Annotated in this window: 21 protein-coding genes and 2 riboswitches; of the genes, 5 read left to right on the plus strand and 16 right to left on the minus strand. The window is 68.9% G+C overall.

Annotated features, from left to right (window positions below; all coding sequences use genetic code 11):
• Window positions 1–168: 168 nt before the first annotated feature.
• Window positions 169–1,692 carry a multicopper oxidase family protein gene (locus ABT254_RS28020; RefSeq protein ID WP_351475608.1) on the plus strand — a complete coding sequence of 508 codons (1,524 nt, stop codon included), beginning with the start codon at window positions 169–171 and terminating at the stop codon, window positions 1,690–1,692.
• Window positions 1,693–1,702: 10 nt separating this feature from the next.
• On the opposite strand, the gene ABT254_RS28025 is transcribed toward ABT254_RS28020, so the two are convergent.
• The 3 genes from ABT254_RS28025 to ABT254_RS28035 form a co-directional block, all read right to left on the minus strand.
• Window positions 1,703–2,866 (minus strand): cysteine desulfurase family protein, encoded by a 1,164-nt coding sequence (locus ABT254_RS28025; RefSeq protein ID WP_351475611.1) that lies wholly within the window; start codon window positions 2,864–2,866, stop codon window positions 1,703–1,705.
• A gap of 117 nt (window positions 2,867–2,983) precedes the next feature.
• A complete protein-coding gene (locus tag ABT254_RS28030) occupies window positions 2,984–3,268 on the minus strand; it encodes a DUF4190 domain-containing protein (protein WP_099931465.1) in 285 nt (94 codons plus the stop codon).
• A 37-nt stretch (window positions 3,269–3,305) separates the two neighbouring features.
• On the minus strand, window positions 3,306–3,467 hold the full coding sequence (locus ABT254_RS28035) for a hypothetical protein (RefSeq protein ID WP_351475614.1): 162 nt from the start codon (window positions 3,465–3,467) through the stop codon (window positions 3,306–3,308).
• A gap of 146 nt (window positions 3,468–3,613) precedes the next feature.
• Between ABT254_RS28035 and ABT254_RS28040 the strand changes: the two genes are divergently transcribed.
• Complete coding sequence (locus ABT254_RS28040) at window positions 3,614–4,240, plus strand: TetR family transcriptional regulator (RefSeq protein ID WP_351475617.1); 627 nt, start codon at window positions 3,614–3,616, stop codon at window positions 4,238–4,240.
• 73 nt (window positions 4,241–4,313) lie between these two features.
• On the opposite strand, the gene ABT254_RS28045 is transcribed toward ABT254_RS28040, so the two are convergent.
• Together ABT254_RS28045 and ABT254_RS28050 are read right to left on the minus strand one after the other, a co-directional pair.
• The gene (locus tag ABT254_RS28045) at window positions 4,314–4,700 is read right to left on the minus strand and encodes a hypothetical protein (protein WP_351475620.1); all 387 of its coding nucleotides are present in this window, start codon (window positions 4,698–4,700) and stop codon (window positions 4,314–4,316) included.
• 151 nt (window positions 4,701–4,851) lie between these two features.
• Window positions 4,852–5,829, minus strand: a complete 978-nt coding sequence (locus ABT254_RS28050) for a helix-turn-helix transcriptional regulator (protein ID WP_351475623.1) — start codon at window positions 5,827–5,829, stop codon at window positions 4,852–4,854.
• Between the two features lie 104 nt (window positions 5,830–5,933).
• Between ABT254_RS28050 and ABT254_RS28055 the strand changes: the two genes are divergently transcribed.
• Complete coding sequence (locus ABT254_RS28055; protein WP_351475626.1) at window positions 5,934–6,530, plus strand: TIGR03086 family metal-binding protein; 597 nt, start codon at window positions 5,934–5,936, stop codon at window positions 6,528–6,530.
• A 159-nt stretch (window positions 6,531–6,689) separates the two neighbouring features.
• Here the strand turns inward: ABT254_RS28055 and ABT254_RS28060 are convergent, their stop codons facing one another.
• Window positions 6,690–7,550 (minus strand): thioesterase family protein, encoded by an 861-nt coding sequence (locus ABT254_RS28060; protein WP_351475629.1) that lies wholly within the window; start codon window positions 7,548–7,550, stop codon window positions 6,690–6,692.
• Window positions 7,551–7,715: 165 nt separating this feature from the next.
• Here ABT254_RS28060 and ABT254_RS28065 point away from each other — a divergent pair, with 165 nt between their 5' ends.
• Window positions 7,716–8,939 carry an alpha/beta hydrolase gene (locus tag ABT254_RS28065; RefSeq protein WP_351475632.1) on the plus strand — a complete coding sequence of 408 codons (1,224 nt, stop codon included), beginning with the start codon at window positions 7,716–7,718 and terminating at the stop codon, window positions 8,937–8,939.
• On the opposite strand, the gene ABT254_RS28070 is transcribed toward ABT254_RS28065, so the two are convergent.
• From ABT254_RS28070 to ABT254_RS28100, 7 genes are all read right to left on the minus strand, one after another.
• Complete coding sequence (locus tag ABT254_RS28070; protein WP_351475635.1) at window positions 8,848–9,504, minus strand: trimeric intracellular cation channel family protein; 657 nt, start codon at window positions 9,502–9,504, stop codon at window positions 8,848–8,850. The two genes, ABT254_RS28065 and ABT254_RS28070, sit on opposite strands and share 92 nt — an antisense overlap.
• Before the next feature lie 32 nt (window positions 9,505–9,536).
• On the minus strand, window positions 9,537–10,928 hold the full coding sequence (locus tag ABT254_RS28075; RefSeq protein ID WP_351475638.1) for a M1 family metallopeptidase: 1,392 nt from the start codon (window positions 10,926–10,928) through the stop codon (window positions 9,537–9,539).
• Between the two features lie 192 nt (window positions 10,929–11,120).
• Window positions 11,121–12,416, minus strand: coding sequence for an ABC transporter ATP-binding protein (locus ABT254_RS28080; RefSeq protein ID WP_351475641.1), 1,296 nt, complete (start codon window positions 12,414–12,416; stop codon window positions 11,121–11,123).
• Between the two features lie 14 nt (window positions 12,417–12,430).
• On the minus strand, window positions 12,431–13,513 hold the full coding sequence (locus ABT254_RS28085) for an ABC transporter ATP-binding protein (protein WP_351475644.1): 1,083 nt from the start codon (window positions 13,511–13,513) through the stop codon (window positions 12,431–12,433).
• Window positions 13,510–14,520, minus strand: coding sequence for an ABC transporter permease (locus ABT254_RS28090; protein ID WP_351475647.1), 1,011 nt, complete (start codon window positions 14,518–14,520; stop codon window positions 13,510–13,512). Before ABT254_RS28090 ends, ABT254_RS28085 begins: the two co-directional genes overlap by 4 nt.
• Before the next feature lie 90 nt (window positions 14,521–14,610).
• Entirely contained in the window at window positions 14,611–16,374 is a 1,764-nt protein-coding gene (locus tag ABT254_RS28095) for an ABC transporter substrate-binding protein (RefSeq protein ID WP_351475650.1), read from the minus strand.
• Window positions 16,375–16,402: 28 nt separating this feature from the next.
• Window positions 16,403–17,401: an ABC transporter permease gene (locus ABT254_RS28100; RefSeq protein WP_351475653.1), complete on the minus strand. Its 999-nt coding sequence runs from the start codon at window positions 17,399–17,401 to the stop codon at window positions 16,403–16,405.
• Between the two features lie 696 nt (window positions 17,402–18,097).
• On the opposite strand from ABT254_RS28100, the gene ABT254_RS28105 reads away from it, so the two are divergent.
• On the plus strand, window positions 18,098–18,676 hold the full coding sequence (locus ABT254_RS28105) for a hypothetical protein (protein WP_450750830.1): 579 nt from the start codon (window positions 18,098–18,100) through the stop codon (window positions 18,674–18,676).
• Between the two features lie 167 nt (window positions 18,677–18,843).
• On the opposite strand, the gene ABT254_RS28110 is transcribed toward ABT254_RS28105, so the two are convergent.
• The 3 genes from ABT254_RS28110 to ABT254_RS28120 form a co-directional block, all read right to left on the minus strand.
• Window positions 18,844–19,635 (minus strand): enhanced serine sensitivity protein SseB C-terminal domain-containing protein, encoded by a 792-nt coding sequence (locus ABT254_RS28110; protein WP_351475656.1) that lies wholly within the window; start codon window positions 19,633–19,635, stop codon window positions 18,844–18,846.
• Between the two features lie 92 nt (window positions 19,636–19,727).
• Entirely contained in the window at window positions 19,728–20,522 is a 795-nt protein-coding gene (locus ABT254_RS28115) for an enhanced serine sensitivity protein SseB (RefSeq protein ID WP_351475659.1), read from the minus strand.
• Window positions 20,523–20,604: 82 nt separating this feature from the next.
• Window positions 20,605–21,300, minus strand: coding sequence for an AAA family ATPase (locus ABT254_RS28120; protein ID WP_351475662.1), 696 nt, complete (start codon window positions 21,298–21,300; stop codon window positions 20,605–20,607).
• Between the two features lie 178 nt (window positions 21,301–21,478).
• Window positions 21,479–21,583: riboswitch (glycine riboswitch) on the plus strand.
• Window positions 21,584–21,684: riboswitch (glycine riboswitch) on the plus strand.
• Window positions 21,685–21,704 lie beyond the last annotated feature (20 nt).

Genomic DNA, 21,704 nt, shown 5'->3' on the forward strand with positions numbered 1-21,704 from the left:
AGGTGTCCATTGCGTCCCTCACGCCGTGGGCGATCTGGTCTTTTTCAACTTGGCTCTTCTTCAAGGCAGTTGGGTGGGGCGGACGCTCAGGGCGCCTTCACAGCCGGCCCGGCTTCTTCCTGACTTCACCCCAGCCCTCGCACAGTTCTTGGTTCAACGATCCCGCCCATGACTCACACCACAGAGCCCGGCGAGGGCACGGGCGGACACGGCGAGAACACCCGCAAGGGCAAAGGCATGCACCGGCGCAGGTTCCTCGGCGGCATGGCCGGTGTCGGCCTCGGGGCCGTCGCCGGGGCCGGGGGCGCCTTCTCCCTGCTGACCGAGGCGGGCAGGAGCAAGGCGAGCGCGGCGACCGACACGGCCGCCCTGACCGTCCCGGACCTGCTGGAGGGCACCACCTCCGGCAGCACCACCACCTTCACGCTGGAAGCGAAGACCGGCACGGCCGAGGTGCTCTCCGGGGTCACCAGCGACACGATGGGCTACAACCAGTCCTTCCTCGGGCCCACCATGAAGTGGACCAGCGGCGACACGGTCCTGCTCGACATCACCAACAGCCTGGGCGAGGACACCACCGTCCACTTCCACGGCGCGCATGTCCCGGCCAAGATGGACGGCGGCCCCCAGGTCGCCTTCGCCGACGGGGAGACCTGGTCCCCGACGTTCACGGTCAAGGACGAGGCCAAGACGCTCTGGTACCACCCGCACGCCCTGGGCACCACGGCCAAGCAGGCGGTGCACGGGCTGGCCGGCATGATCATCGTCGAGGACGACTCGACCGCGTCCTCGAACCTGCCGAGCACCTACGGCACCGACGACATCCCGCTGATCTTCCAGAGCCTCGCCACCGACAGCGCGGGCGCGCTCAAGTACGACCTGTCCGGCTATCTGAGCAGCGGGCTGAGCTTCCCGCTGCTGCTGAACGGCACCAACGTCGACGACACCACGCTCACCTTCACCGCCACCAAGACCCGCACGCGGTTCCGGGTGCTCAACGCCTCGCCGTCCGACATCATCACCCTCCAGCGCAGAGACGGCGGCAAGCTCAACCAGATCGCCACCGACCAGGGCTATCTCACCGCGGCAACCGAGGTGACCAGCATCCGGCTGGTGGCCGGCGCCCGCGCCGAGTTCGTGCTGGACCTCTCGGACGCCGTGACGCTCCAGGCCGTCGTCACCACCGGCTGGGTGCGCGGCGGCAGCGGCACCTACGACGTGCTCGCGATCACGGCGTCCGGCACGGACACCCCGTCCGACCTGCCGAGTTCGCTCAACACCATCGACCGGTACGACACCAGCGACTTCACCGCCCGCACCATCACGCTCGGCCAGAGCGGCACCTCGATGACGATCGACGGTTCGGTGGGCACGAGCATGTCGTCCATGGCCATGATCAGCACCACGCTGGGCTCCAAGGAGATCTGGACGATCAAGAACAACACCCAGCTGGAACACTCGTTCCATCTGCACGACGTGCCGTACCAGTTGGTCTCCGTCAACGGCGAGGACCCGACCGGGGTCGACCTCGGCTGGTTCGACACGTACGAGGTGGTCGGCGGCGGAACCATCAAGATCGCCATGGAGTTCACGGACTTCTCCGACGACACCTACATGTACATGCTCCACTGCCATCTGCTGCAGCACGAGGACGAGGGCATGATGGCGTCCCTCATGGTGACGGAGAGCTGACGGCGCTTGTTCAGGTGAGCCCGGCGGCTCGAGCCCGCTCGACCGCCGGGCCGATCGCCTTCGCCAGGGCCTCGACGTCCGCCTCCGTGGAGGTGTGGCCGAGGGAGAAGCGCAGGGTGCCGCGGGCCAGGTCGGGGTCGGTGCCGGTGGCCAGCAGGACATGGCTGGGCTGGGCGACGCCGGCGGTGCAGGCGGAGCCGGTGGAGCACTCGATGCCCTGGGCGTCGAGGAGCAGCAGCAGGGAGTCGCCCTCACAGCCGGGGAAGGTGAAGTGGGCGTTGGCCGGGAGGCGGTCCACGGGGTCGCCGCCCAGGATCGCGTCCGGGACCGCCGTACGGACGGCCTCGACCAGACTGTCGCGCAGGGCGCCGATCTCCCGCTCGAACCACTCGCGCTGCTCGGCGGCGAGACGTCCGGCCACCGCGAAGGAGGCGACGGCGGGGACGTCGAGGGTGCCGGAGCGGACATGGCGCTCCTGACCGCCGCCGTGCAGGACCGGCACGGGGGTGTACTCGCGGCCGAGGACCAGGGCGCCGATGCCGTACGGACCGCCGATCTTGTGCCCGGAGACCGTCATCGCGGCGAGTCCTGAGGCGGCGAAGTCGACCGGGACCTGGCCGAAGGCCTGGACCGCGTCGGCGTGCAGCGGGATGCCGGACTCCCGTGCCACGTCCGCGAGTTCACGGACGGGCATGACCGTGCCGATCTCGTTGTTCGCCCACATCACGGTGGCCAGGGCCACGTCGTCGGGGTTGCGGGCGATCGCCTCGCGCAACGCCTCGGGGTGGACCCGTCCGTACGGGTCGACCGGGAGGTACTCGACGGTGGCGCCCTCGTGTTCGCCGAGCCAGTGCACGGCGTCGAGGACGGCATGGTGCTCGACGGGGCTGGCGAGGACGCGGGTGCGGGCCGGGTCGGCGTCGCGCCGGGACCAGTACAGGCCCTTCACGGCGAGGTTGTCGGCCTCGGTGCCGCCGGAGGTGAGAACGACCTCGCTGGGGCGGGCGCCGAGCGCTTCCGCAAGGGTCTCGCGGGCCTCCTCGACGGTACGGCGGGCCTGCCGGCCGGAGGCATGGAGGGAGGAGGCGTTGCCCGTGACGCTCAGCTGGGCGGTCATTGCCTCGACTGCCTCGGGGAGCATCGGGGTGGTCGCGGCGTGGTCGAGGTAAGCCATGGTGGGGCCGATTCTACGGGGCCCCCGTCGCCGGCAGTACGTCCGGACCGGGCGGTTCGGCGACCGGGCCCCGTCGTCCTCGGGGAGGTCGGCCGTTCGTCATGGTGCGCCTCGGGCTCACAGGCTCCACGAGACCGTGTTGGACATCTGCATGGCGATCACCAGAACCGCCAGGTCGGCCACGCCCAGGGCCATACCCAGGTACGCGCGGCCCCGGCGGGTGGTACCGCGCCAGAGGGCGACGGCGGCCAGGACGATGGCGACGGGGCCGAGGAAGACGTTCAGCACGAGCAGGCCGAGGAGGCCGAGGATGAAGGACGCGACGGCCATGCCGTCGGCGTCGCGGGCGGGCTTGCGGGTGGTGGTGTCGGTGCGGCTCGTGGCCGGGGCGGTGAGTTGCATCGTGCTCAGCTCCAGTGGACGGAAGTCGGTCGGGTGGTCAGTGGGCCGAGGTGCGGCGGCTGTGGCGCTCGCGGACGGCGAAGATGCCGAGCCAGACGGCGATGCCGACGGCCACGAGAGCGGTGACGGTCAGCGGCGCGTGGGCCACGGTGCCCAGGACGACGCCGAGCAGCATGAGTGCGGCGACGAGGAACAGCATGGGATTCGATCCCCCTCCGTGCGCCCCGGGAGGGCGCCTCTGGTTAAGTTTCGGTGAACGGTTGTAGTAACACTTGTTCACTGACTTCAGAGTCTAGCGCGCTCAACGGCTTTCCAAATCCAGAGAACAGTTGTTAACTGGATGACATGAGTCACACCCTCGGCATCCGGCAGGCCCAGAAGCAGAAGACCCGGCAGGCGCTCCTGGACGCGGCACTCGGCCTGCTGGAGGAGCAGAGCCTGAGCAGCCTGGGCCTGCGCGAGGTCACGCGCGCCGTCGGCGTCGCCCCGACCGCCTTCTACCGCCACTTCCGCTCCATTGCGGATCTCGGCGTGGCCCTGGTCGAGGAGGCGCTGGGCAGCCTGCACCCGATGATCCGGACGACGGTGTCCGCGGCCGACTCCAGCGAGGAACGCATAGCGCGCGCCATCGAGTTGATCGCCGGCCATGTGGACGGGTACCCCGCGCATGTCCGTTTTATCGCCCGCGAACGACATGGCGGGGTCCAGCCGGTGCGGGAGGCCATCCGGGACCAACTGGCCCGGTTCGCCGAGGAGGTGAAGGGGGAGCTCGCCAAGGACCCGGAGTCGGAGGGCTGGAGCGACGACGACCTGCTCATGCTCGCCCATCTGTACGTCGACCAGATGCTGGTCACCGCCTCGCTGTTCCTGGAGTCCCTGGAGGGCACCAAGGAGGACCGGGAGCGCGTGGCGCAGATCGCGACCCGTCAGATGCGGCTGATCAGCATCGGGCGGCACCACTGGGCGGACTGAGCCCGGGCAGCACCAAGGGACGGCCCCCCTGTTTCACCGGGGGGTGCCGCCCCTTGCCGTACCGCGTCCGAGGTCAGTTCTTCGTAGCTTGCGCGGTGGGGGCGCCGCTGGGTGCGGCACCACCGCCACCGGGGCCGCCCTGACCACCGCCGCAGCCGCCGCCCTGGCCGCCTCCACCGGGACCGCCCTGACCGCCGCCCGCGGCCGCACCGGCGCTGGGCGCGCCGCTCGGCATGCCCGAGGGGGCACCGGAGGGCCTGGCGGTGGCGTTGCCGGTGGGGGCGCCCGAGGGGGCACCGCTCGGGCGCCCGGTGGCGTTGCCGGTCGGTGCCTGACAGGCTTGCTGCTGCCCCGAGTTGCCGCTGTTCGACGACGACGAGTCGCCCGAGCCGCAGGCCGCCAGGACCAGAGGCGAGAGCGCCAGCAGAGCCACCGCCGGGACGAGACGCACACGCTTCATGAGAAACAACTCCAAGGAGGATGAAGGGAGATGAGGGAGCCTCGAGTGCGGGAACTCAATCAACGGCGCTTAGGGCTTCCTTGGGGGCGGTCTGTCCCCGGCCTGTGATTCAGGTAAAGCGGATCCCAAGAGACCGCGCTGACCTGCTACTTCACAAACCGCTCTCGCCTACTCGCTGGTACAGGTCCGTGACAGAGGCGGCCGCGGCGGCCAGCTCCGCGCGCACCTCGGGCGGCGAGAGGACCTCCACGTGGTCGGCGAACTGCAGCAGCTGGCGCGCCTCGCGGACCACGCGGTACGAGAGCCGCGCGGTCACCCACTCGCCCTCGCCGTCGTCCTCGGGGAGTCCGGCGAGCTGCGAGGCGTGCAGGCGCAGGAACATGTCGAGGCGGTCGCGGCGGACGCGGACGGCGACGTCGAGTCCGCCGGGCCGCTCCTCGACCTGGCGGCGCAACACCTCCCAGGCATCGGCGAGTTCGACCCCCGGCCGCCGCTTCACCCCGTCGTCCAGGACGGTGGCGGACTGCACCCGGTCGGCGCGGAAGAGCTGCGGTTTCGCGCGCCGGTCGGCGACGAGGTACCAGATGCCCGCCTTCGACACGAGCCCGTACGGGTCGACGGTGTACGTCCGCGCCTTCTGCGCCCCGCTGTGCCGGTAGCGCAGCCGCAGCCGGCGGTCGGCGAAGACGGCGTCCTGCAGGGTGTCCAGGTCCACGGCGGGCTGCGGACCGCCCTTCCAGCGCGTGGCGTCGACGAGGATGCGGCGGGAGGTCACCTCGGCCGCCGGGCGGTACGGGGCCGGCAGCGCGGCCATCACCTTGCGCAGCGCCGAGCCGAGCGCCGCGTCCAGGCCGAGTGCGGCGTGTGCGCCCTGGGCGGCGAGGATGAACAGGGCGCGGGACTCGTCGACGGTCAGCCCTGTGACGTCGGTACGGAACCCGGCGAGCAGCTCGATCCCGCCGTGCCGCCCGCGCTCCGCGTAGACCGGGACACCGGAGGCGGACAGGGCCTCGACGTCCCGGTAGATGGTCCGCACCGACACCTCGAGCCGGTCGGCGAGTTCGTGCGCGGGGACGCGGCCGCGGGTCTGCAGGAGCAGCAGGATCGAGAGCAGTCGGTCGGACTTCACCGCACCAGAATCGCGCCGCACGAAGTCCCCGGCAAATGTTGACGGAAACTGTCAGGTTATGCGGCGACTCTCCGACCCGAAGAGACCGTCAGAGAGAGGCCCCGATGAACGCCATGAACGCCATCGATCCCCGTCCCGTGTACACCCGCGCCACCGAGCAGGCGGCTGCGCTCATCAAGACCGTACGTCCCGAGCAGCTGGCCGGTCCGACCCCCTGCGCCGAGTTCGACGTGCGCACGCTGCTCAGCCACATGGTGGGCGGCACCCTGCGCATCGCGGTGGTCGGCGAGGGCGGCGACGGGCTCGCCGTACACCCGTTCGTGGACGGCGTGGCCGACGACGACTGGACGGCCGAGTACGACGAGGTCCGCACCCGGGTCCTCAGGGCGTGGGCGGGCGACGACCGCATGGAGGCGCCGGTGCGCGTCCCCTGGGGCGAGGTCCCGGGCCGCGCGGCCCTGTCCGGCTACGTCATGGAACTGGTCACCCACACCTGGGACCTCTCCGAGTCGCTCGGCCACCCCTTCGAACTCGACCCGGAGCTGGCCGACTTCGCCCTCGCCGCCGCTCGTCGTGTTCTGCCTGACCCGCAGCGCGACGAGCGGACTCCCTTCGGCGACGTCCTGCCGGCCCCTGAAGGAGCCGACAGCTACCGCCAGTTGGCAGCCTGGCTGGGAAGGGCTCCGCTCAGCCGAGCCTGACCGCCCGCCACGGACCGCTTCTCGATCTCGCCCTTGTGGGCTGGATTTCTTCAGCCCGTCCGGTGTTTGAGGACGAGGCCGTTCAGGCCGAAGCGGTGGTCTGGGGGCGGCAGCCCCCAGGGCGGCGGGGGCGAAGGCCGCCGCCTCACGCCACCCCGCTCAGCCGAGCCTCACGCGGGCCAGTTGGCGGGACTGGGCCACCAGGCGGTCGTTGCTGTCCCAGACCTCCGCGTCCTCCTCCAGGAAGCCGCCGGCCAGGTTGCGGGTGGTGATCGAGACGCGGAGGGGGCCGGGGGCCGGGCGGGAGCGGACGTGGACCGTGAGTTCCACCGTGGGCACCCAGCCCTTCAGGCCGAGTTCGAAGGCGGTGGGCGGGAGTGCGTCCACCGCCAGGAGGAGCGAGAGCGGGTCGGCGTCCCGGCCGTCCGCCAGGCCGAACCAGGCGCGCATCTCGCCCTTGCCGGACGGTGCGCCGACCGCCCAGCCGATGGTGGCCGGGTCCAGCTTGATCATCAGGCGGTCGGTGATCGCCGAGCTGCCATCCACGGGGGCCGGCCCGTCCTGGGGGCCGAAGCACTGGTCCATGGGCGGGAACGCCGGCGGCTGCGCCGTCGTACGGACGTCGTCCGGCAGGGCGTCCAGGTCGCCGTAGGAGGCGAGGACACGGATGCGTTCCACCTCGCGGCCCTGCTCGTCGTACTGGAAGAGCGAGGCCTGGCCGGTCGACAGGGTGCGGCCCGTCCGTACGACCTCGGTGCGGATGACCGCCGGGCCCGGCTGGGACGCCGTCAGGTAGTGCGCCGAGATCGTGAACGGGTCGGCGTGCGGCAAGGCGTCCGCGAGGGCGCGGCCGAGGACGGCCAGCAGATAGCCGCCGTTGACGGCGTTGATGATGGTCCAGCCGGCGGAGAGGTCGATGTCGTACACGCCGGGTGCGCGAGCGACGAGCGCGGTGTCCCGGTCGAACTCGCTGTCACCGATGGTGGCCCTGGTGGCCTGCACGGAAGCTGCTTCTGGCATGCCTGAACCGTACAACGACAAACTACTAAGCGGTAGCTTTCCAGGTTACGGGCGCATGACACGTCCCATTCGGCCGCCGTCCTCCCGGGTGAGGTTCCGGCAATTTCTTGGTAAGTGTCCCCACTCGTCCTCAACCCCGGGGCGCCTCTCCCCCTCTATGGGGACATGAGCCTCACCGGGACTGCGTTCCTCTACACGCTGATCGTGCTGTTCGCGATCGCCCTGATACTGCCGCTCGTCCTGTGGACGCGGATGCGCGGGCCGAGAGCGCTGCGCATGGCGGCCCGGATGCTGATGCTGCTGTTCGCCCAGGGGACGGCCGTCGCGTTGGTCTTCGTGTTCATCAACAACGCCAACAACCTCTACGACAACTGGGCCGACCTGCTCGGCACGGGCAACCATGTGCAGCAGGCGGCCAACCTGGGCGCCGACGGCACCGGCGGAATAGCGCTGAAACGGTTGCCCAGGGTCAAGCAGGACTTCACCCCGGCCACCGGACCGGGCATGCGCGGGGTGCGCCAGACGGAGCTCAAGGGCCGTGTCTCCGGCGTGAACGCCGAGGTCTACGTGTGGCTGCCGCCGCAGTACAACGAGCCCGCCTACCGCCACCGCAAGTTCCCCGTGGTCGAGCTGCTCCCAGGCTACCCGGGCTCGGCGAAGGCCTGGTTCGGGTCGATGAAGGCGACCCAGCAGCTGGCCCCGCTGATGCGCAGCGGCCAGGTCGCGCCGTTCATTCTGGTCGCCCCGCGCACCAACCTGCTGGCCGGCGTGGACACCGGCTGCGCCAACATCCCGGGCCAGGTCAACGCCGACAGCTGGCTCAGCATCGACGTGCCGAAGATGGTCATGGACAACTTCCGCGCCGAGCCCGGCCCCAAGGGCTGGGCGGTCGCCGGGTACTCGGCCGGGGCGCACTGCGCGGTCAAGCTGGCCGTCGCGCACCCGAACCGCTACATGGCCGCGATCAGCATGTCCGGCTACAACGACCCGATCGGCGAACGCAATTCGCTCGCCTCGCAGAACCCGACGGTCCGGGCCGAGAACAACCCCTTCCTGCTGCTGAGGAAGTCGCCCGCCCCGCCCCGGATCGCGCTGTACATCTCCGGCCAGCCGCGCGACGGCTACGAGGCCGGCGTCGCCCTCGAACAGATCGCGAAGGCGCCGACCACGGTGCATGTCATCTTCATCCCGAAGAGCGCGGGCGGCCACACCATGGCGCTGTGGCGGCCGCAGGTGGTCCCGTCGTTCCGCTGGCTCACCGTGGAGATGGGCCGGCACCACGCGCGGGTCCGGAGCACTACTCCTCCCGCACCGTCGACCGGCGATTCCACGCACGCGGCGCTCGCCAGTGGTACTTCATCGCAAGCAGGCGCAACACGAAGGCGGTGACGACCGCGAGCCCGCTGGTGAACGGCGTCAGGGCGTCGTAGCGGAGGCAGAGGACGGCCATGGTGGAGCCGACGATCGCTGGGACCGCGTACAGGTCGCGGTCCCAGCGCAGCAGTGACGGCACCTCGTTGGCCAGGACGTCCCTGAGCACACCGCCCCCGACGGCGGTGGCGAGGCCGAGGGTCGCCGACTGGGTGAGACCGAGCCCGTACTCGTACGCCTTGATCGTTCCGGCGACGCAGAACAGACCGAGGCCGGCCGCGTCGAAGACGTTGACGGCGACCTGGATGCGCTCGACGTGCGGGTGCAGGAAGACCACCATGAGAGCGGCGAGCAGCGGGGTGATGAAGTAGCCCAGGTCCGTGAAGGCGGCCGGGGGCACGGCCCCGATGATCAGGTCCCGGAACAGCCCTCCGCCCAGCGCGGTGACCTCGGCGAGCACGGCGATGCCGAAGACGTCGAAGTTCTTGCGGACGGCCAGCAGCGCGCCGGAGATGGCGAACACAAAGATGCCGACGAGGTCGAGCGTGTGCTGGACGGAGGGGCTGAACAGTTGCTGGAGCACCCCACATTCTTACTCGGGGGCCCGCACGGTCCTCACAGGGCCGGTTTGCCGGTGGTGTAGATCCACTTCTGGAACAGGTCGTCGAGGTTCTGCCCGGAGATCTTCTCGGCGAGCGCGATGAACTGCCCGGTGTTCGCGTTGCCGTAGCGGTGGATCCTGGTCCAGGCCGGCAGCAGCCTGAAGAACGCCTCGTCGCCGATGCGTTCGCGCAGCGTCTGGAGCGTCATCGCCCCGCGCTGGTAGACCGCGGAGGCGAACATGGTGTCGCGCTGCGGGTCGGCGACGGTGATCTGCCAGAAGGGGTTGTCGGCGGCGCGGGCGTTGTAAGCGGCCAGGAACGAGTCGTGGGCGCTGCGGGTGCCCTGGTGCTCGGCCCACAGCCACTGGGCGTAGGTGGCGAAGCCCTCGTTGAGCCAGATGTCCTTCCAGCGCTCGACCGAGACCGAGTCGCCGAACCACTGGTGGGCGAGCTCGTGCACGATCGTCGACTCGCTGCGCACGGCCGAGTACGCCGGCTTGCTCTGCACCTCCAGCGAGAACCCGGCCTGGGGCATGTCGTCGACGATCGCGCCGGTCTCCTCGAAGGGGTACGGCCCGAAGACCTGCGACCAGTAGTCGGTGGCCGCCGCGGTGACGGCGTACACGTCGACGTTGTTGCTGTTCGCGAGCACCGGGTCGATGGCGACGTAGATCGGGATCCCGGAAGGCGTGGTGCCGGTCTTCACGTCGAACTTCCCGATGGTGGCGGTCGCGAGATAGGTCGCCATGGGTTTCGACTCGCGCCAGTGGGTGTACGTCGAGTCGCCCTTGTCGTACGTCGAGACGAGACGGCCGTTGGAGACGCCGGTCAGACCCTTGGGCGCCTTGATACGGATGTCGTAGGTGGCCTTGTCGTCGGGGTGGTCGCTGGACGGGAACCAGGTGGAGGCGGCATTGGGTTCGCAGGCGACGAAGACGCCGTCGGGGGTCTTCATCCACCCGTAGTCGGAGCCGAAGATGATCGGGCCGTTGAGGGGTTCGGGGACACCGCCGTAGGTGACGGTGACCGTGAAGGTGTGCCCCTTGGGCAGCACTCCCTTCGGCGTGATGCGCAGTTCGTCGCCGTCCCGGGTGAACCCGGCGCGTCTGCCGTTCACTTCGACCGCGGTGACCTCCAGTTTCTGCAGGTCCAGGTCGAAGGAGGAGAGGGTCTGGGTGGCGCGGGCGGTGAGCGTCGTACGCCCGTCCAGGCGGTCGGTGTCCGGGTCGTACGCCACGTCGAGGGCGTAGTGGCGGGCGTCGAAGCCGCCGTTGCCGAGGTCGGGGAAGTAGGGGTCGCCGATGCCCCGAGCGCCCGGGGTGGGGGCGGCGGAGGCGGCTATGACGAAGAAGGAGGCCGCCGCGGTCGCGACGGCCCCTAAGCGTGCCGAACGGGAGAGTGCCATGGGTAGCCCCTTCGGTGCGTGGTCCGATCAGACGGATACGCCCGACTCTGCACTCCCCCTGATGGGCATGTACATGGCTTTACCAAGTCGTCATGCCTATCGGGGAGTTGACTCCTGACCGGTCCCCCGGTCGCGCGAATGCTCCGGCAGCCCGTTCGGACTGCCGGAGCATTCACCCTGATGGATTCCGGGTTACTTCTCGCCGCCGGTTTCCGGCTTCCCGGACTCGGCGGCGGGCGCCGCCTCCGCGGGCTCCTCCGCTTCCGCGGGCTCCTCCGCCGCCACGTCTGCTTCGGCCTCGGGCTCGGGCTCGGGCTCGGCGGCGACCTCCGCCGCCACCGCCGCCACCGCCGCCGACGTCTCCGCCGACTCCGCGAGCACCTCGTCGGAAACCAGCTCGGCCGCCTCCTTGGCGGCCGTCAGCAGGACGGTGTCCTGGGGCGCCTGGTCCTCGAAGTTCTCCGGGTGGTGGCAGGCGACCTGCTGGCCGGGCTTGAGCTCGACCAGCTTCGGCTCGGTCGTCTTGCAGATCTCCGTCGCCTTCCAGCACCGCGTGTGGAAGCGGCAGCCACTCGGCGGGGAGATCGGCGAGGGCACGTCGCCCTTGAGCAGGATGCGCTCGCTCTTGGCGTTCTTCCGCTTCGGGTCCGGGATCGGCACCGCAGACATGAGCGCCTTGGTGTACGGGTGCATCGGCGCCCGGTACAGCGACTCACGGTCGGCCAGCTCGACGATCTTGCCGAGGTACATCACCGCGATCCGGTCCGAGACGTGCCGGACGACCGAGAGGTCGTGCGCGATGATCACGTACGTCAGGCCCAGCTCCTGCTGGAGGTCGTCGAGCAGGTTGACGACCTGCGCCTGGATCGACACGTCCAGCGCGGAGACCGGCTCGTCCGCCACGACCAGCTTCGGGTTCAGGGCGAGCGCGCGGGCGATGCCGATGCGCTGGCGCTGACCGCCGGAGAACTCGTGCGGATAGCGGTTGTAGTGCTCGGGGTTGAGACCGACCACCGACAGCAGCCGCTGCACTTCCTTCTTGATGCCGCCCTCGGGCTCGACGCCCTGCAGCCTGAAGGGGGCGCCGACGATCGTGCCGATGGTGTGGCGCGGGTTCAGCGAGGAGTACGGGTCCTGGAAGATCATCTGCACATCGCGGCGCAGCGGACGCATGCCGCTCACACCGAGGTGCGTGATGTCCTTGCCCTCGAACTCGACCGTGCCGCCGGTCGGTTCGAGCAGCCGGGTGATCAGCCGGCCCATCGTCGACTTGCCGCAGCCGGACTCGCCCACGACACCGAGGGTCTCGCCGGCCTTGACCTCGAAGTCGATGCCGTCGACCGCGTGCACGGCGCCGACCTGCCGCTGGAGCAGGCCCTTCTTGATCGGGAAGTGCTTCTGGAGCCCGGTCACCTTCAGCAGGGTCTCGCCGGGCGCGGCGTCCGCCTTGGTGGCCAGGTCGCCTTGGCTCTGCGCAGGGATGCTCACTGCCTTGTCCTCGCTCACAGCTTCGGCGCAATCTCTTCGGTCCAGATACGCTCCCGCTGCTCCTGCGTCATGTGGCAGGCGGCCCAGTGCCGGCTGCCGACCTCGGTCAGCTCGGGGCGGACCGTGCGGGTGACGTTGTCCTTCGGGATGTCGGCGTACGGGCAGCGCGGGTTGAAGGCGCAGCCCGACGGGACGTTGATCAGGGAGGGCGGGGAACCCTTGATCGGGATGAGCCGGTCGGTGTCCTCGCGGTCCAGCCGCGGCATCGAGCCCAGCAGGCCCCAGGTGTAGGGATGGCGGGGCGCGGAGAACACCGACTCCGCCGAGCCGCGCTCCACGCACCGGCCGCCGTACATGACCAGCAGGTCGTCGGCCATCTCGGCGACGACACCGAGATCGTGCGTGATCATGATGACCGCGGAGCCGAACTCCTTCTGCAGATCGCGGATCAGGTCGAGGATCTGCGCCTGGACGGTCACGTCCAGGGCGGTCGTCGGCTCGTCCGCGATGAGCAGCTCGGGGTTGTTGACCAGCGACATCGCGATCATCGCGCGCTGGCGCATACCGCCGGAGAACTCGTGCGGGTAGCCGTCCACACGCTTGTCCGGCTCCGGGATGCCCACCCGGTCCAGCATCTCGATGGCCCGCTGCCTGGCCACCTTCTTGGACACGTCGTGGTGGACCCGGTACGCCTCGATGATCTGCGCCCCGACGCTGTAGAACGGGTGCATGGCCGACAGCGGGTCCTGGAAGATCATCGCCATCTTCCGGCCGCGCAGGCGGCGGACCTCGTCCGGATCGGCCGCGATCAGCTCCTGACCGTCCAGCCAGACTTCGCCGCTGACCCGGGCGTTGGCCTGGCGGTGCAGGCCCATCACCCCGAGGGAGGTGACGGACTTTCCGGAACCGGACTCACCGACGATGCCCAGCGTCCGGCCGCGGCGGACGTCGAAGCTGACACCGTCCACCGACTTGACCAGACCGTCGTCCGTGTCGAAGTGGATGCGCAGATCGCGCACGGAGAGGAACGCGTCGTCGGCGTCGGACGGGGCGGCAGTGGTCGGTTCGCCCAACGCCGCCTTTTCGAGCTTGCTCACGAGTACCTCACGCGGGGGTCGATGGCGGCGTACACCAGGTCGACGATGAGATTGCAGAAGACGATGAAGAAGGCAGCGACCAGGGTGACGCCCATGACGATGGGCAGGTCGTTGTCCTTGATGGACTGGATGGAATACGCGCCGATGCCCTGGAGGGAGAAGACGGTCTCGGTGAGCACCGCGGTACCGATCAAGGTGCCGAAGTCCATGCCGAAGATGGTGACGATGGGAGTCAGCGCGGCTCTGAGGCCGTGCTTCGTCACGACCGTGCGCTCCTTGAGGCCCTTGGCCCGTGCCGTCCGGATGTAGTCCTCGCCCATGGTCTCCAGCATGCCTGCCCGGGTGAGCCGGGCGTAGAGAGCGGAGAAGAGGAACGCGAGGCTGATCCATGGCAGCAGCAGATGCCATGCCCATTCGGCCGGATTCTGCGTGAACGGCACATAGTCCGTGCTGTCCCAGATGGGGAACTGGTAGACGAACAGCGCGTTGATCACCTGGCCGGTGAAGAAGATCGGCAGCGAGACGCCGGCGAGCGCGATGAACATCGAGATGCGGTCCACCGGCTTGCCCTTGCGCAGCGCCGAGATGACACCGGTCGTGACGCCGAAGATCACCCAGATCACGGCTGCGCCGACGGCCAGCGAGAAGGAGATCGGGATGCGCTGCGTGAGCTGCGGCCACACCTCGACATGGCTCTTGAAGGAGTACCCGAAGCACGGCGCGTCGCAATGCGTCGCGTCGGGACCGAACTTGTAGTCGGCGCCTACGAACAAGCCCTTGAGGTAGTGCCAGTACTGGATGTAGATGGGCTGGTCGAAACCAAGGTTCCGCTTGATCGCGGCGACGGACGCGGGGTTGGCGTCCTTGCCCACGTACTGGGAGGCCAGCTGGGTGGCCGTCTGGCCGCCGAGGCGCGGGACCAGGAAGAAGATGCCGAAGGTGACTGCGCTGACCACCAGCAGCAGTACGAATGCGCCCAAGACGCGTCGGATGATGTACGCAGCCACAGCTGTGCGGCTCCCAGCGGCCGGGACGGGGTTTGCCCGTCCCGGCCGCCCGGTGCCTTCACCTGCCTTTCAGGGGAATCCGGCCTGTGCTTACTTCGACGAGCTCAGCAGCAGGTAGTCGTACATACCGAGGTACGCCTGCGTGACCGTCACGTTGGTCGCGGACGTCGGCCGGAGCAACAGGTTCTTGCGGTAGAGCAGCGGAACGACCGAGCCGTTGTCCATGACCATCTTGTCGATGTCGCCCCAGGCCTTGGTGCGGGCGGCGGAGTCGGTGTTGGCGATCGCGGACTTCAGGGCGTCGTTGATCTTCGGGTCGTTCAGCTCCATCAGGTTGTTACCACCCGACGGCTTGATGGCCGCACCGTTGACGATCTGGTCCAGGAAGCCGTAGCCGGTCGGCCAGTCGGCGCCCCAGGCCATGGACAGCATGCCCAGCTTGTGGTCGTGGACGTAGCTCGGGACACCGGCGAAGTTCGAGAAGTACTTGCCGGACGGGAACTGCTTGATGTCCACGTTGATGCCGACGGCCTTCAGCGAGTTCTGGATGGCCGTGGCTGCCGCAACCTCGGCAGGGCGGTCCGAACGAGCCGTCAGCGTGGTGGAGAAGCCGTTCGGCTTGCCGCACGCCTTCAGCGCCGCCTTGGCCTTGGCGATCCTGTCCGCCGTCCGCGCCTTGGCGGTGTCGCCCACGACGGGGTACTTGTCGAACTTCGTGTAGCCGTTCACCGACGGCGGCAGCAGCGTGGTGGCCACGTCACCCTTGGGCGAGCCACCCACGGCGTCGAGCACCGACTGCTTGTCGATGCCGTACTGCACGGCCTTGCGGCAGTCGATGTTGTCGAACGGCGCCACGTGCACGTTCAGCGCGATGTACTGCGTCGCACCCGCGTACGAGTTGTCCGTCTGCTTGGCGTACTTGCCGCTCAGAACCCTCGGCTGGGTCTGCGGCTGCACGCCGGTGCCGGCCGCGTCAGCGGTGATCTTGTCGGCGAGCAGGTCGTTGTCGACCGTGACCGGGTTGACCTTGAACTTGATCGTGATCTTGTCCGGCTGCGCCTTGCGGATCGGGTCCGTCTTGGCGTCCCAGCTCGTGTTGCGGACGAGAGTGGCACCACGGCCCTCCTCGTACGACTGGAACTTGTACGGGCCCGAGGACACGATGTGCTGCACGTACTTCGCACCGTCGTCCTTCGCCTGCGGCACGGGGGCCGTCTGGGAGAAGGTCGCCAGGTAGTCGAAGTCGGCGAAGGGCTGGTTCAGCTTGAAGACGATCGTCCGGTCGTCCGGGGTCTCGATCGACTTCAGGCCACCGGCCGACTTGTCCTTGTAGGGGCCCTGGTACTTGTCGCCGCCGACCAGGTACGACTTGAAGTACGTGGGGCCGTTGGACAGCGCGTCGGGCGCGAAGTTGGAGCGCTCGACCGCGTACTTGACGTCCTTGGACGTGATCGGCGTGCCGTCCTGGAACTTCAGGCCCGCGCGCAGGTGGTACGTCCAGGTCTTCGCGTCGGCGCTCGCCTTGCCCAGGGACTCGGCGAGGTCGGGGACGACCGTGAGACCGGCCTTGCCAGCCGCCGGTTTGAACGTGGTGAGCGTACGCGCGTAGAGGCGGGAGAAGTTCTGCACCCAGCCGTAGTACGTGTTGCCCGGGTCCAGGGAGTCCGGCACGTCGGAGTGCTCGAACGCGACCGTGCCTCCCTTCTTGCTGGACGCATTGACTATGGAGTCCAGCGCCGCGTCCTTCTTGCCGCTGCCACCACTGCTGCTGTTGCCGCCTCCGCCGCACGCGGCGGCGCCGAGCGAGAGCGCCAGGACCGACGCCACGGCGGCGGTCACCCTTCTCGTCTTCACGGTGAGGAAAGCCCCCTCTATCGATGGATCACTTGCTGCGAGGATCGAGCGCATCACGCAGCCCGTCACCCAGCAGATTGAAGGCCAGGACGGTGATGAAGATCGCCAGTCCGGGCACGAACATGTACTGCGGATCTGCGGTGTAGAGATCCACGGCATTGCTGAGCATTCCGCCCCAGGAGGCCTGCGGCGGAGCGATGCCGACACCGAGGAAGCTCAGCGCGGCCTCGAAGAGGATGTTCGTCGGGATGATCAGCGTCGAGTAGACGAGGATCGGCGCGACGAGGTTGGGGAGCAGCTCACGGAACAGCACGTACGGACCACGCGCCCCGAGACTGTGGGCCGCCTCGATGAACTCCCGCTTCCGGAGACTCAAGGTCTGGGCGCGGACGATACGGCCGATGTAGGGCCAGCTGAAGAAGCCGATCACGAAGATCAGCACGGAGATGCGCAGCGACAGGCCGTTGAGCCCGAAGAAACCGTCCTGCACCGAGGCGGAGATGGCGATGGCGAAGAGCAGGAGCGGGAAGGCGAGGAAGGTGTCCATCAGCTTGCTGACGATGCTGTCCACCCAGCCGCCGTAGTACCCCGCGACGATGCCCAGCACAGTGCCGATCACCACCGACAGCACGGTGGCGCCGCCGGCGACGAGGAGCGAGACCCAGGAACCGTCGATGATGCGGGCGAGCATGTCACGGCCGTACTGCGGCTCCACACCGAGGGGGTGCGACCAGCTCATGCCGCCCCAGCCGCCCTTGGGGGCCAGCAGCGCCGGGTCGATGAGGTTCTGGTGGAACTTGTCGGGGTCGAGACCGAAGACCCACTCGATCGGCTTGGCGAGCACGGCCATCAGCACAAGGCAGATGACGACGACGCCACCCGCCACCGCCACCTTGTCCCGCTTGAACCGGGTCCAGGCGATCTGGGTGAGTGAACGCCCCTCGATCTGGCTCTTCTTGGCGCCGGCGAGCACGGCCTCGGGCTGCGCTCCGGCTTCCGCCCCCGTGGTCTCGATCGGTGCGGTCACAATGACCTGACCCCTCTCGCCGGTGGTGACCGGCCTTTGTACCGCCGCTGTGGGCGGCTTGGTTCGCTTACCTGCTGCGCGGTGGCCGCAGATGGTTACGGCCGAACTGTCGAGTTGATCCTCCGACGGGTACCGATCGGTCCCGGCTCAGAGGATGGGCCGACCACGCGTCTTTGGAGGGGAGTCTTCAACGCGCTCGCGATCACGCGCCAGGCCTGACGGAGAAAGTATGCGCAACCGTGATGACGACTGAGAGCTTCCGTTATCCGGACGGCCAATCACAGGGGTCGGACAGAGCCACATGAGACAAAAGGGATGTTTGATCCTTTCCTCTACTATCTACGCGCGAAGATAGATCTCGGATCCGACAGCAGAACCAGTGGCGACGGCACAGCGATGGACGCCCGGGCGACACAAGCCGGGCGCACGAGAGGGTGACCGACGTCACACCCAGCCGCTGCCATGTCCGGTTCACCCCTTCCCCTCCACTTACCGCCCGCCCATAGAGCGGACAATTGAAACCCTTAGCCGCAAATCAATTTTTCCAGCCCTTTGCGAATCTGAGGTTCCCCTGAGGATTCCGCTGAAAACTCCAAACCAACATGCTTGCCGGACCAATTCGGCACGGCTAGTTTCATTGCCGCCACCACAGTTCCAAGGCCAACTGACCAGGTCTGGAAGAAACGGGGAAGAAAAGTGAAGAAAATGAAGAAGCGCACTCTCTATTCGGTTGCGACGAGCGCCGCTCTGATCGCCGGAAGTTTTGCCATTGTCCCCGCGACGGCGACTGCGGCGGCAGCGCGGCCTTCCTCGCACTGCGAGCCCTTCACCTATTACGAAGTGAGCAAGCTGTCGGGCGGCTCCTACGCGGCACGCGGCCCCGTCCGCAGCAAGTACAACAGCAGCTCGCACCCCTCCACGCTCACGATCGCGGAGACGACGAGCACCACGAGGTCTTCCGGCTGGAGCGTAGAAGGCGGCGCCAGTGTGAGCTGGGGCATCGCCGAGGTGAACGCCAAGACCAACTACACGGTCACCAAGACGGCCGCCGCGGGTGTCACCGTGACCGACACGATGACCGTCGACCCTCACAAGCGGGGTTACGCGCAGCCGCTGGTCGAGTACCACCGCTTCTCGATCGAGAAGTGGCGGCAGGCCGGGGACTGCAGCCAGGTTCCCGTGAAGAGCATGGGCGTTCTCAACGCAATCACCTCGTCGGAACACTGGGCGGAATGCCAGACCACGAGCACCGACGGCTGCACGCCGAAGCCGTGACGCCGACCGGGAGCTGACCACGGGGGAATACACGGGGAACATCCGGGTGAGCGGAAGAATTCATTTTCCGCTCACCCGGATTTTGTTTTCATGACGAACCTCGCAACACCCGGAGAAACGCAGAGCTGGAGCGAAAAACCGAGCGACCGCGCCGGGCAGGTTCGGCCTCAGTACGCCCCGGGACCGGGGTAGCCGTACCCGCCCGCCGGAGCCTGGGCCGGAGCGGCCACGTGGGCCTCGCGGTCGTAGAAGGGGCGGGCACTCGCGCGCATCCACAGCGCGACGGGGTCGTACTCGTCCGACATCGCCACCGTCGACACCGGCAGTCCGTCCGGGACGGCGCCGATGGACTGCTGCATCATCGCCCGCACCGAGTCCACCGCGGGCGGGCTGGTGTCGTACACGTCGAGCCCGATGGCGAGATACGGCGCCCCGAGCGCCGGCTGCACCCAGGCGCGGCGCAACGAGCGGACGGCCGGGGTGCGGTGGGCGTTCTGCGCGAGCAGGGCGTAGAACTGCGGGATCTCGATCGTGGGTTCCGACATCCGCAGCGGGCCGGCCGCCTGGCGCTCCAGACCGGTGGCGATACGGCGGAGGTCCAGCCAGGGAATGCCCACGCCACCGCCCGGTGCGTGCGGGTTGAGCCAGAGGCCGAAGTGGTCGGGGTACAGGGTCCGGGCGACGTCAAGGCCGTCGACCACCTCGTACGACCTGTTCCAGCCGCTGGCCGAGAGTTCCTGGGCGGAGGTGACGCACGGGGCGTAGCCGTAGCCGTCGACCTCCATGTTTCCGTACTGGGCGTCCGGGGAGCCCGCCTGGCCGTGCCACAGGAGCATCCAGACCTGGCCGGAGCCGGGCGTCGCGAGTGCGCGGAGGAGTGCCTCGTAGGCGTCGTAGCGCCCTGGCGTCACCTGGCGCAGCATGTTCTCGACCGTCCCGGTCGTGGTGCTGGCGCTCACGTGTGTGCCCCTTCTGGTGGTTGCCCCGCGTATGCCAACAGCTTAAGCGCCCGGGAGCTCGGGATTTGGTGGTCCGTTCCCCCTGACAGCACTTACAGGTGATCCCTCGTATAGAAGGGGCGCACCTGTTCGCGCATCCACATCGCCACCGGGTCGTCCGTCACGTCGAGGAGGACCAGGTTGACCGGCCACTGGGTGGGGATCCTGGTGATGGCCCTGCTCAGGGCCTCCAGGGGGAGCGCCCTGATGTCACCCTCCCGCTGGGAGAGTTCGACGCCCACGAACATGACCGGGTCGGCCGTCTCGACGGCGGCGAGGCAGCGGCGGGCCGTGACGACCACGCCCGTCTCGGCGAACTCGGCGGAGGCCGCGGCGAGGAAGTCGATCGGGTCGTCCTGCCAGTCCGGCTCGAAGAGCCGGACCCGGCCGCCGGAGGCGGGGCCGTCCAGCGGGGTGCGGCCCACGCGGCAGAGTTCGGCGACGGCGGCCGGCGGGAGCGGGATGCCGATCACCCCGTCCGGGTTCACGGCGAGACCGACCTGCGGGGGCAGTCCGCGGGCGAACTCGACGGCCGGGGCGATCGTGTACGCCATGTGGGGGCCGACGACCTGCCGGAACTGCTCCTCGGAGCTGAAGACCGGCACGTAGGCCTGGCCCTCGATCTCCAGCGTGGGCAGGTCGAGGGGGCCGCTGTTCAGGTCGCCGCCGTTCGGCAGCGGCACCCAGAGGAAGCTGCGGCCGAGCACCTCGAGGATCCGGCCGCCCGCCGAGGGTATGCCGAGGGAGGCCGACAGCACCTCCTCCAGCTCGTTGCCGGGCCAACCGCCGTGCGGATGGGGGTGCGTCTGCATGGGAAAGTCCGCGGGGAGATCCGCTGCGAAGTCCATCTGTGTCCGACCGCCTGCTGAGAACCACTGCTGTGGCTGGAAAGGCTAGCGGGTGGGGCGGACAAAGGGGTTGGTCCGTGCGTCAGCCCGCGAAACCGATTCTGCGCAGCACGTCCGCCGCGTCCCGGTCCAGCAGCACCGCCGAGCCGACGCCCTCGGGCAGGTCCCCCCGCTCCACCGCGCGGATCAGCCGGGCCGCTGCCGTGCGGTGACGCAGGAAGGCGTAGCGCGAGACGCCGCGGCCGCGCTCGCGCTGGCCGTCCAGGGCCGTGCCGGGCGTGACGTCGAGCAGCAGCAGATGCAGGGTGCCGCCGCGGCGGCGGGCCTCGCGCGCCAGCCAGCCGCGCACCCAGGCCTGCGTACCGCAGTCGTGCACGACGACCCCTTCGCCGCTGCGCAGGGCGCGGCGCAGTCCGGCGTAGTGGGCGAGGCGGACGAGGGGGCGGTAGAGCGCGTAGGGCAGGAAGCGGGGCGTGCGGGCCTCCCAGCGGTCCCGGGCGTCCTGGGAGTCGATGCGGATGCCGCGGACCGCGCGCTCCATCAGCGTGGACTTGCCGCTGCCGGGCAGGCCGGTGACCACCACGAGGTCTCGGGGGCCGAACAGCAGGGCGTGCGGGCTGTGCCCCGAGCGGTCGCGCAGGTCGCGGACCACGGGTGCCATGGGGGTTCCCCCGTGCGAGCGCAGCCGAGCGTGGGGGCCTGCCTCCCCGGCCGGGGCCACGGGCTGCTGGGGCAGCGCGACAGCCGAGGTCGTGGCGTACACCGTGGTCCTGTTCACCGTGATCGTCCTCCCCGCGGGGTCAGGAAAGGTTCTCCCCACCTAATGTAAAGAGAAGGTAATGCACGATCTCTCGCGGTTGCGTTCGGTTCCGGCCACAGCCCCGTTACAAGATGGGACCCTGCCGCACACGCACGAGGCGTGCAATGATGTGCGCGCCAACTGCATACCGGCCGTTTGAATCCGCGCGGGAGAGTCCCCGGCAGTACCTCTGTGTCGCCGGGGCGCCGAAGGAGCAAGTCCCTCCCTTGAATCTCTCAGGCCCCGTTACCGCGCGGGCGAGGCACATCTGAAAAGCGGGCCACCTCATCCGGTGGCCCCACCCAAGGTGCAAGCCATGACTTCATGGCGAACCTCTCAGGTTCCGATGACAGATGGGGAGGAACGACCTCGCCCGTCTGCAT

The sequence above is a fragment of the Streptomyces sp. NPDC001137 genome, from assembly GCF_040298885.1.
Taxonomy (GTDB): Bacteria; Actinomycetota; Actinomycetes; order Streptomycetales; family Streptomycetaceae; genus Streptomyces.

Bases quoted from the DNA above. Each gene is read 5' to 3' on its own strand.
- ABT254_RS28055 (WP_351475626.1), top strand. From the start codon at position 5,934: ATGAACGCCATGAACGCCATCGATCCCCGTCCCGTGTACACCCGCGCC.
- ABT254_RS28045 (WP_351475620.1), bottom strand. From the start codon at position 4,700: ATGAAGCGTGTGCGTCTCGTCCCGGCGGTGGCTCTGCTGGCGCTCTCG.
- ABT254_RS28040 (WP_351475617.1), top strand. From the start codon at position 3,614: ATGAGTCACACCCTCGGCATCCGGCAGGCCCAGAAGCAGAAGACCCGG.
- ABT254_RS28115 (WP_351475659.1), bottom strand. From the start codon at position 20,522: ATGGACTTCGCAGCGGATCTCCCCGCGGACTTTCCCATGCAGACGCAC.
- ABT254_RS28075 (WP_351475638.1), bottom strand. From the start codon at position 10,928: ATGGCACTCTCCCGTTCGGCACGCTTAGGGGCCGTCGCGACCGCGGCG.
- ABT254_RS28065 (WP_351475632.1), top strand. From the start codon at position 7,716: ATGAGCCTCACCGGGACTGCGTTCCTCTACACGCTGATCGTGCTGTTC.
- ABT254_RS28025 (WP_351475611.1), bottom strand. From the start codon at position 2,866: ATGGCTTACCTCGACCACGCCGCGACCACCCCGATGCTCCCCGAGGCA.
- ABT254_RS28035 (WP_351475614.1), bottom strand. From the start codon at position 3,467: ATGCTGTTCCTCGTCGCCGCACTCATGCTGCTCGGCGTCGTCCTGGGC.
- ABT254_RS28030 (WP_099931465.1), bottom strand. From the start codon at position 3,268: ATGCAACTCACCGCCCCGGCCACGAGCCGCACCGACACCACCACCCGC.
- ABT254_RS28020 (WP_351475608.1), top strand. From the start codon at position 169: ATGACTCACACCACAGAGCCCGGCGAGGGCACGGGCGGACACGGCGAG.
- ABT254_RS28060 (WP_351475629.1), bottom strand. From the start codon at position 7,550: ATGCCAGAAGCAGCTTCCGTGCAGGCCACCAGGGCCACCATCGGTGAC.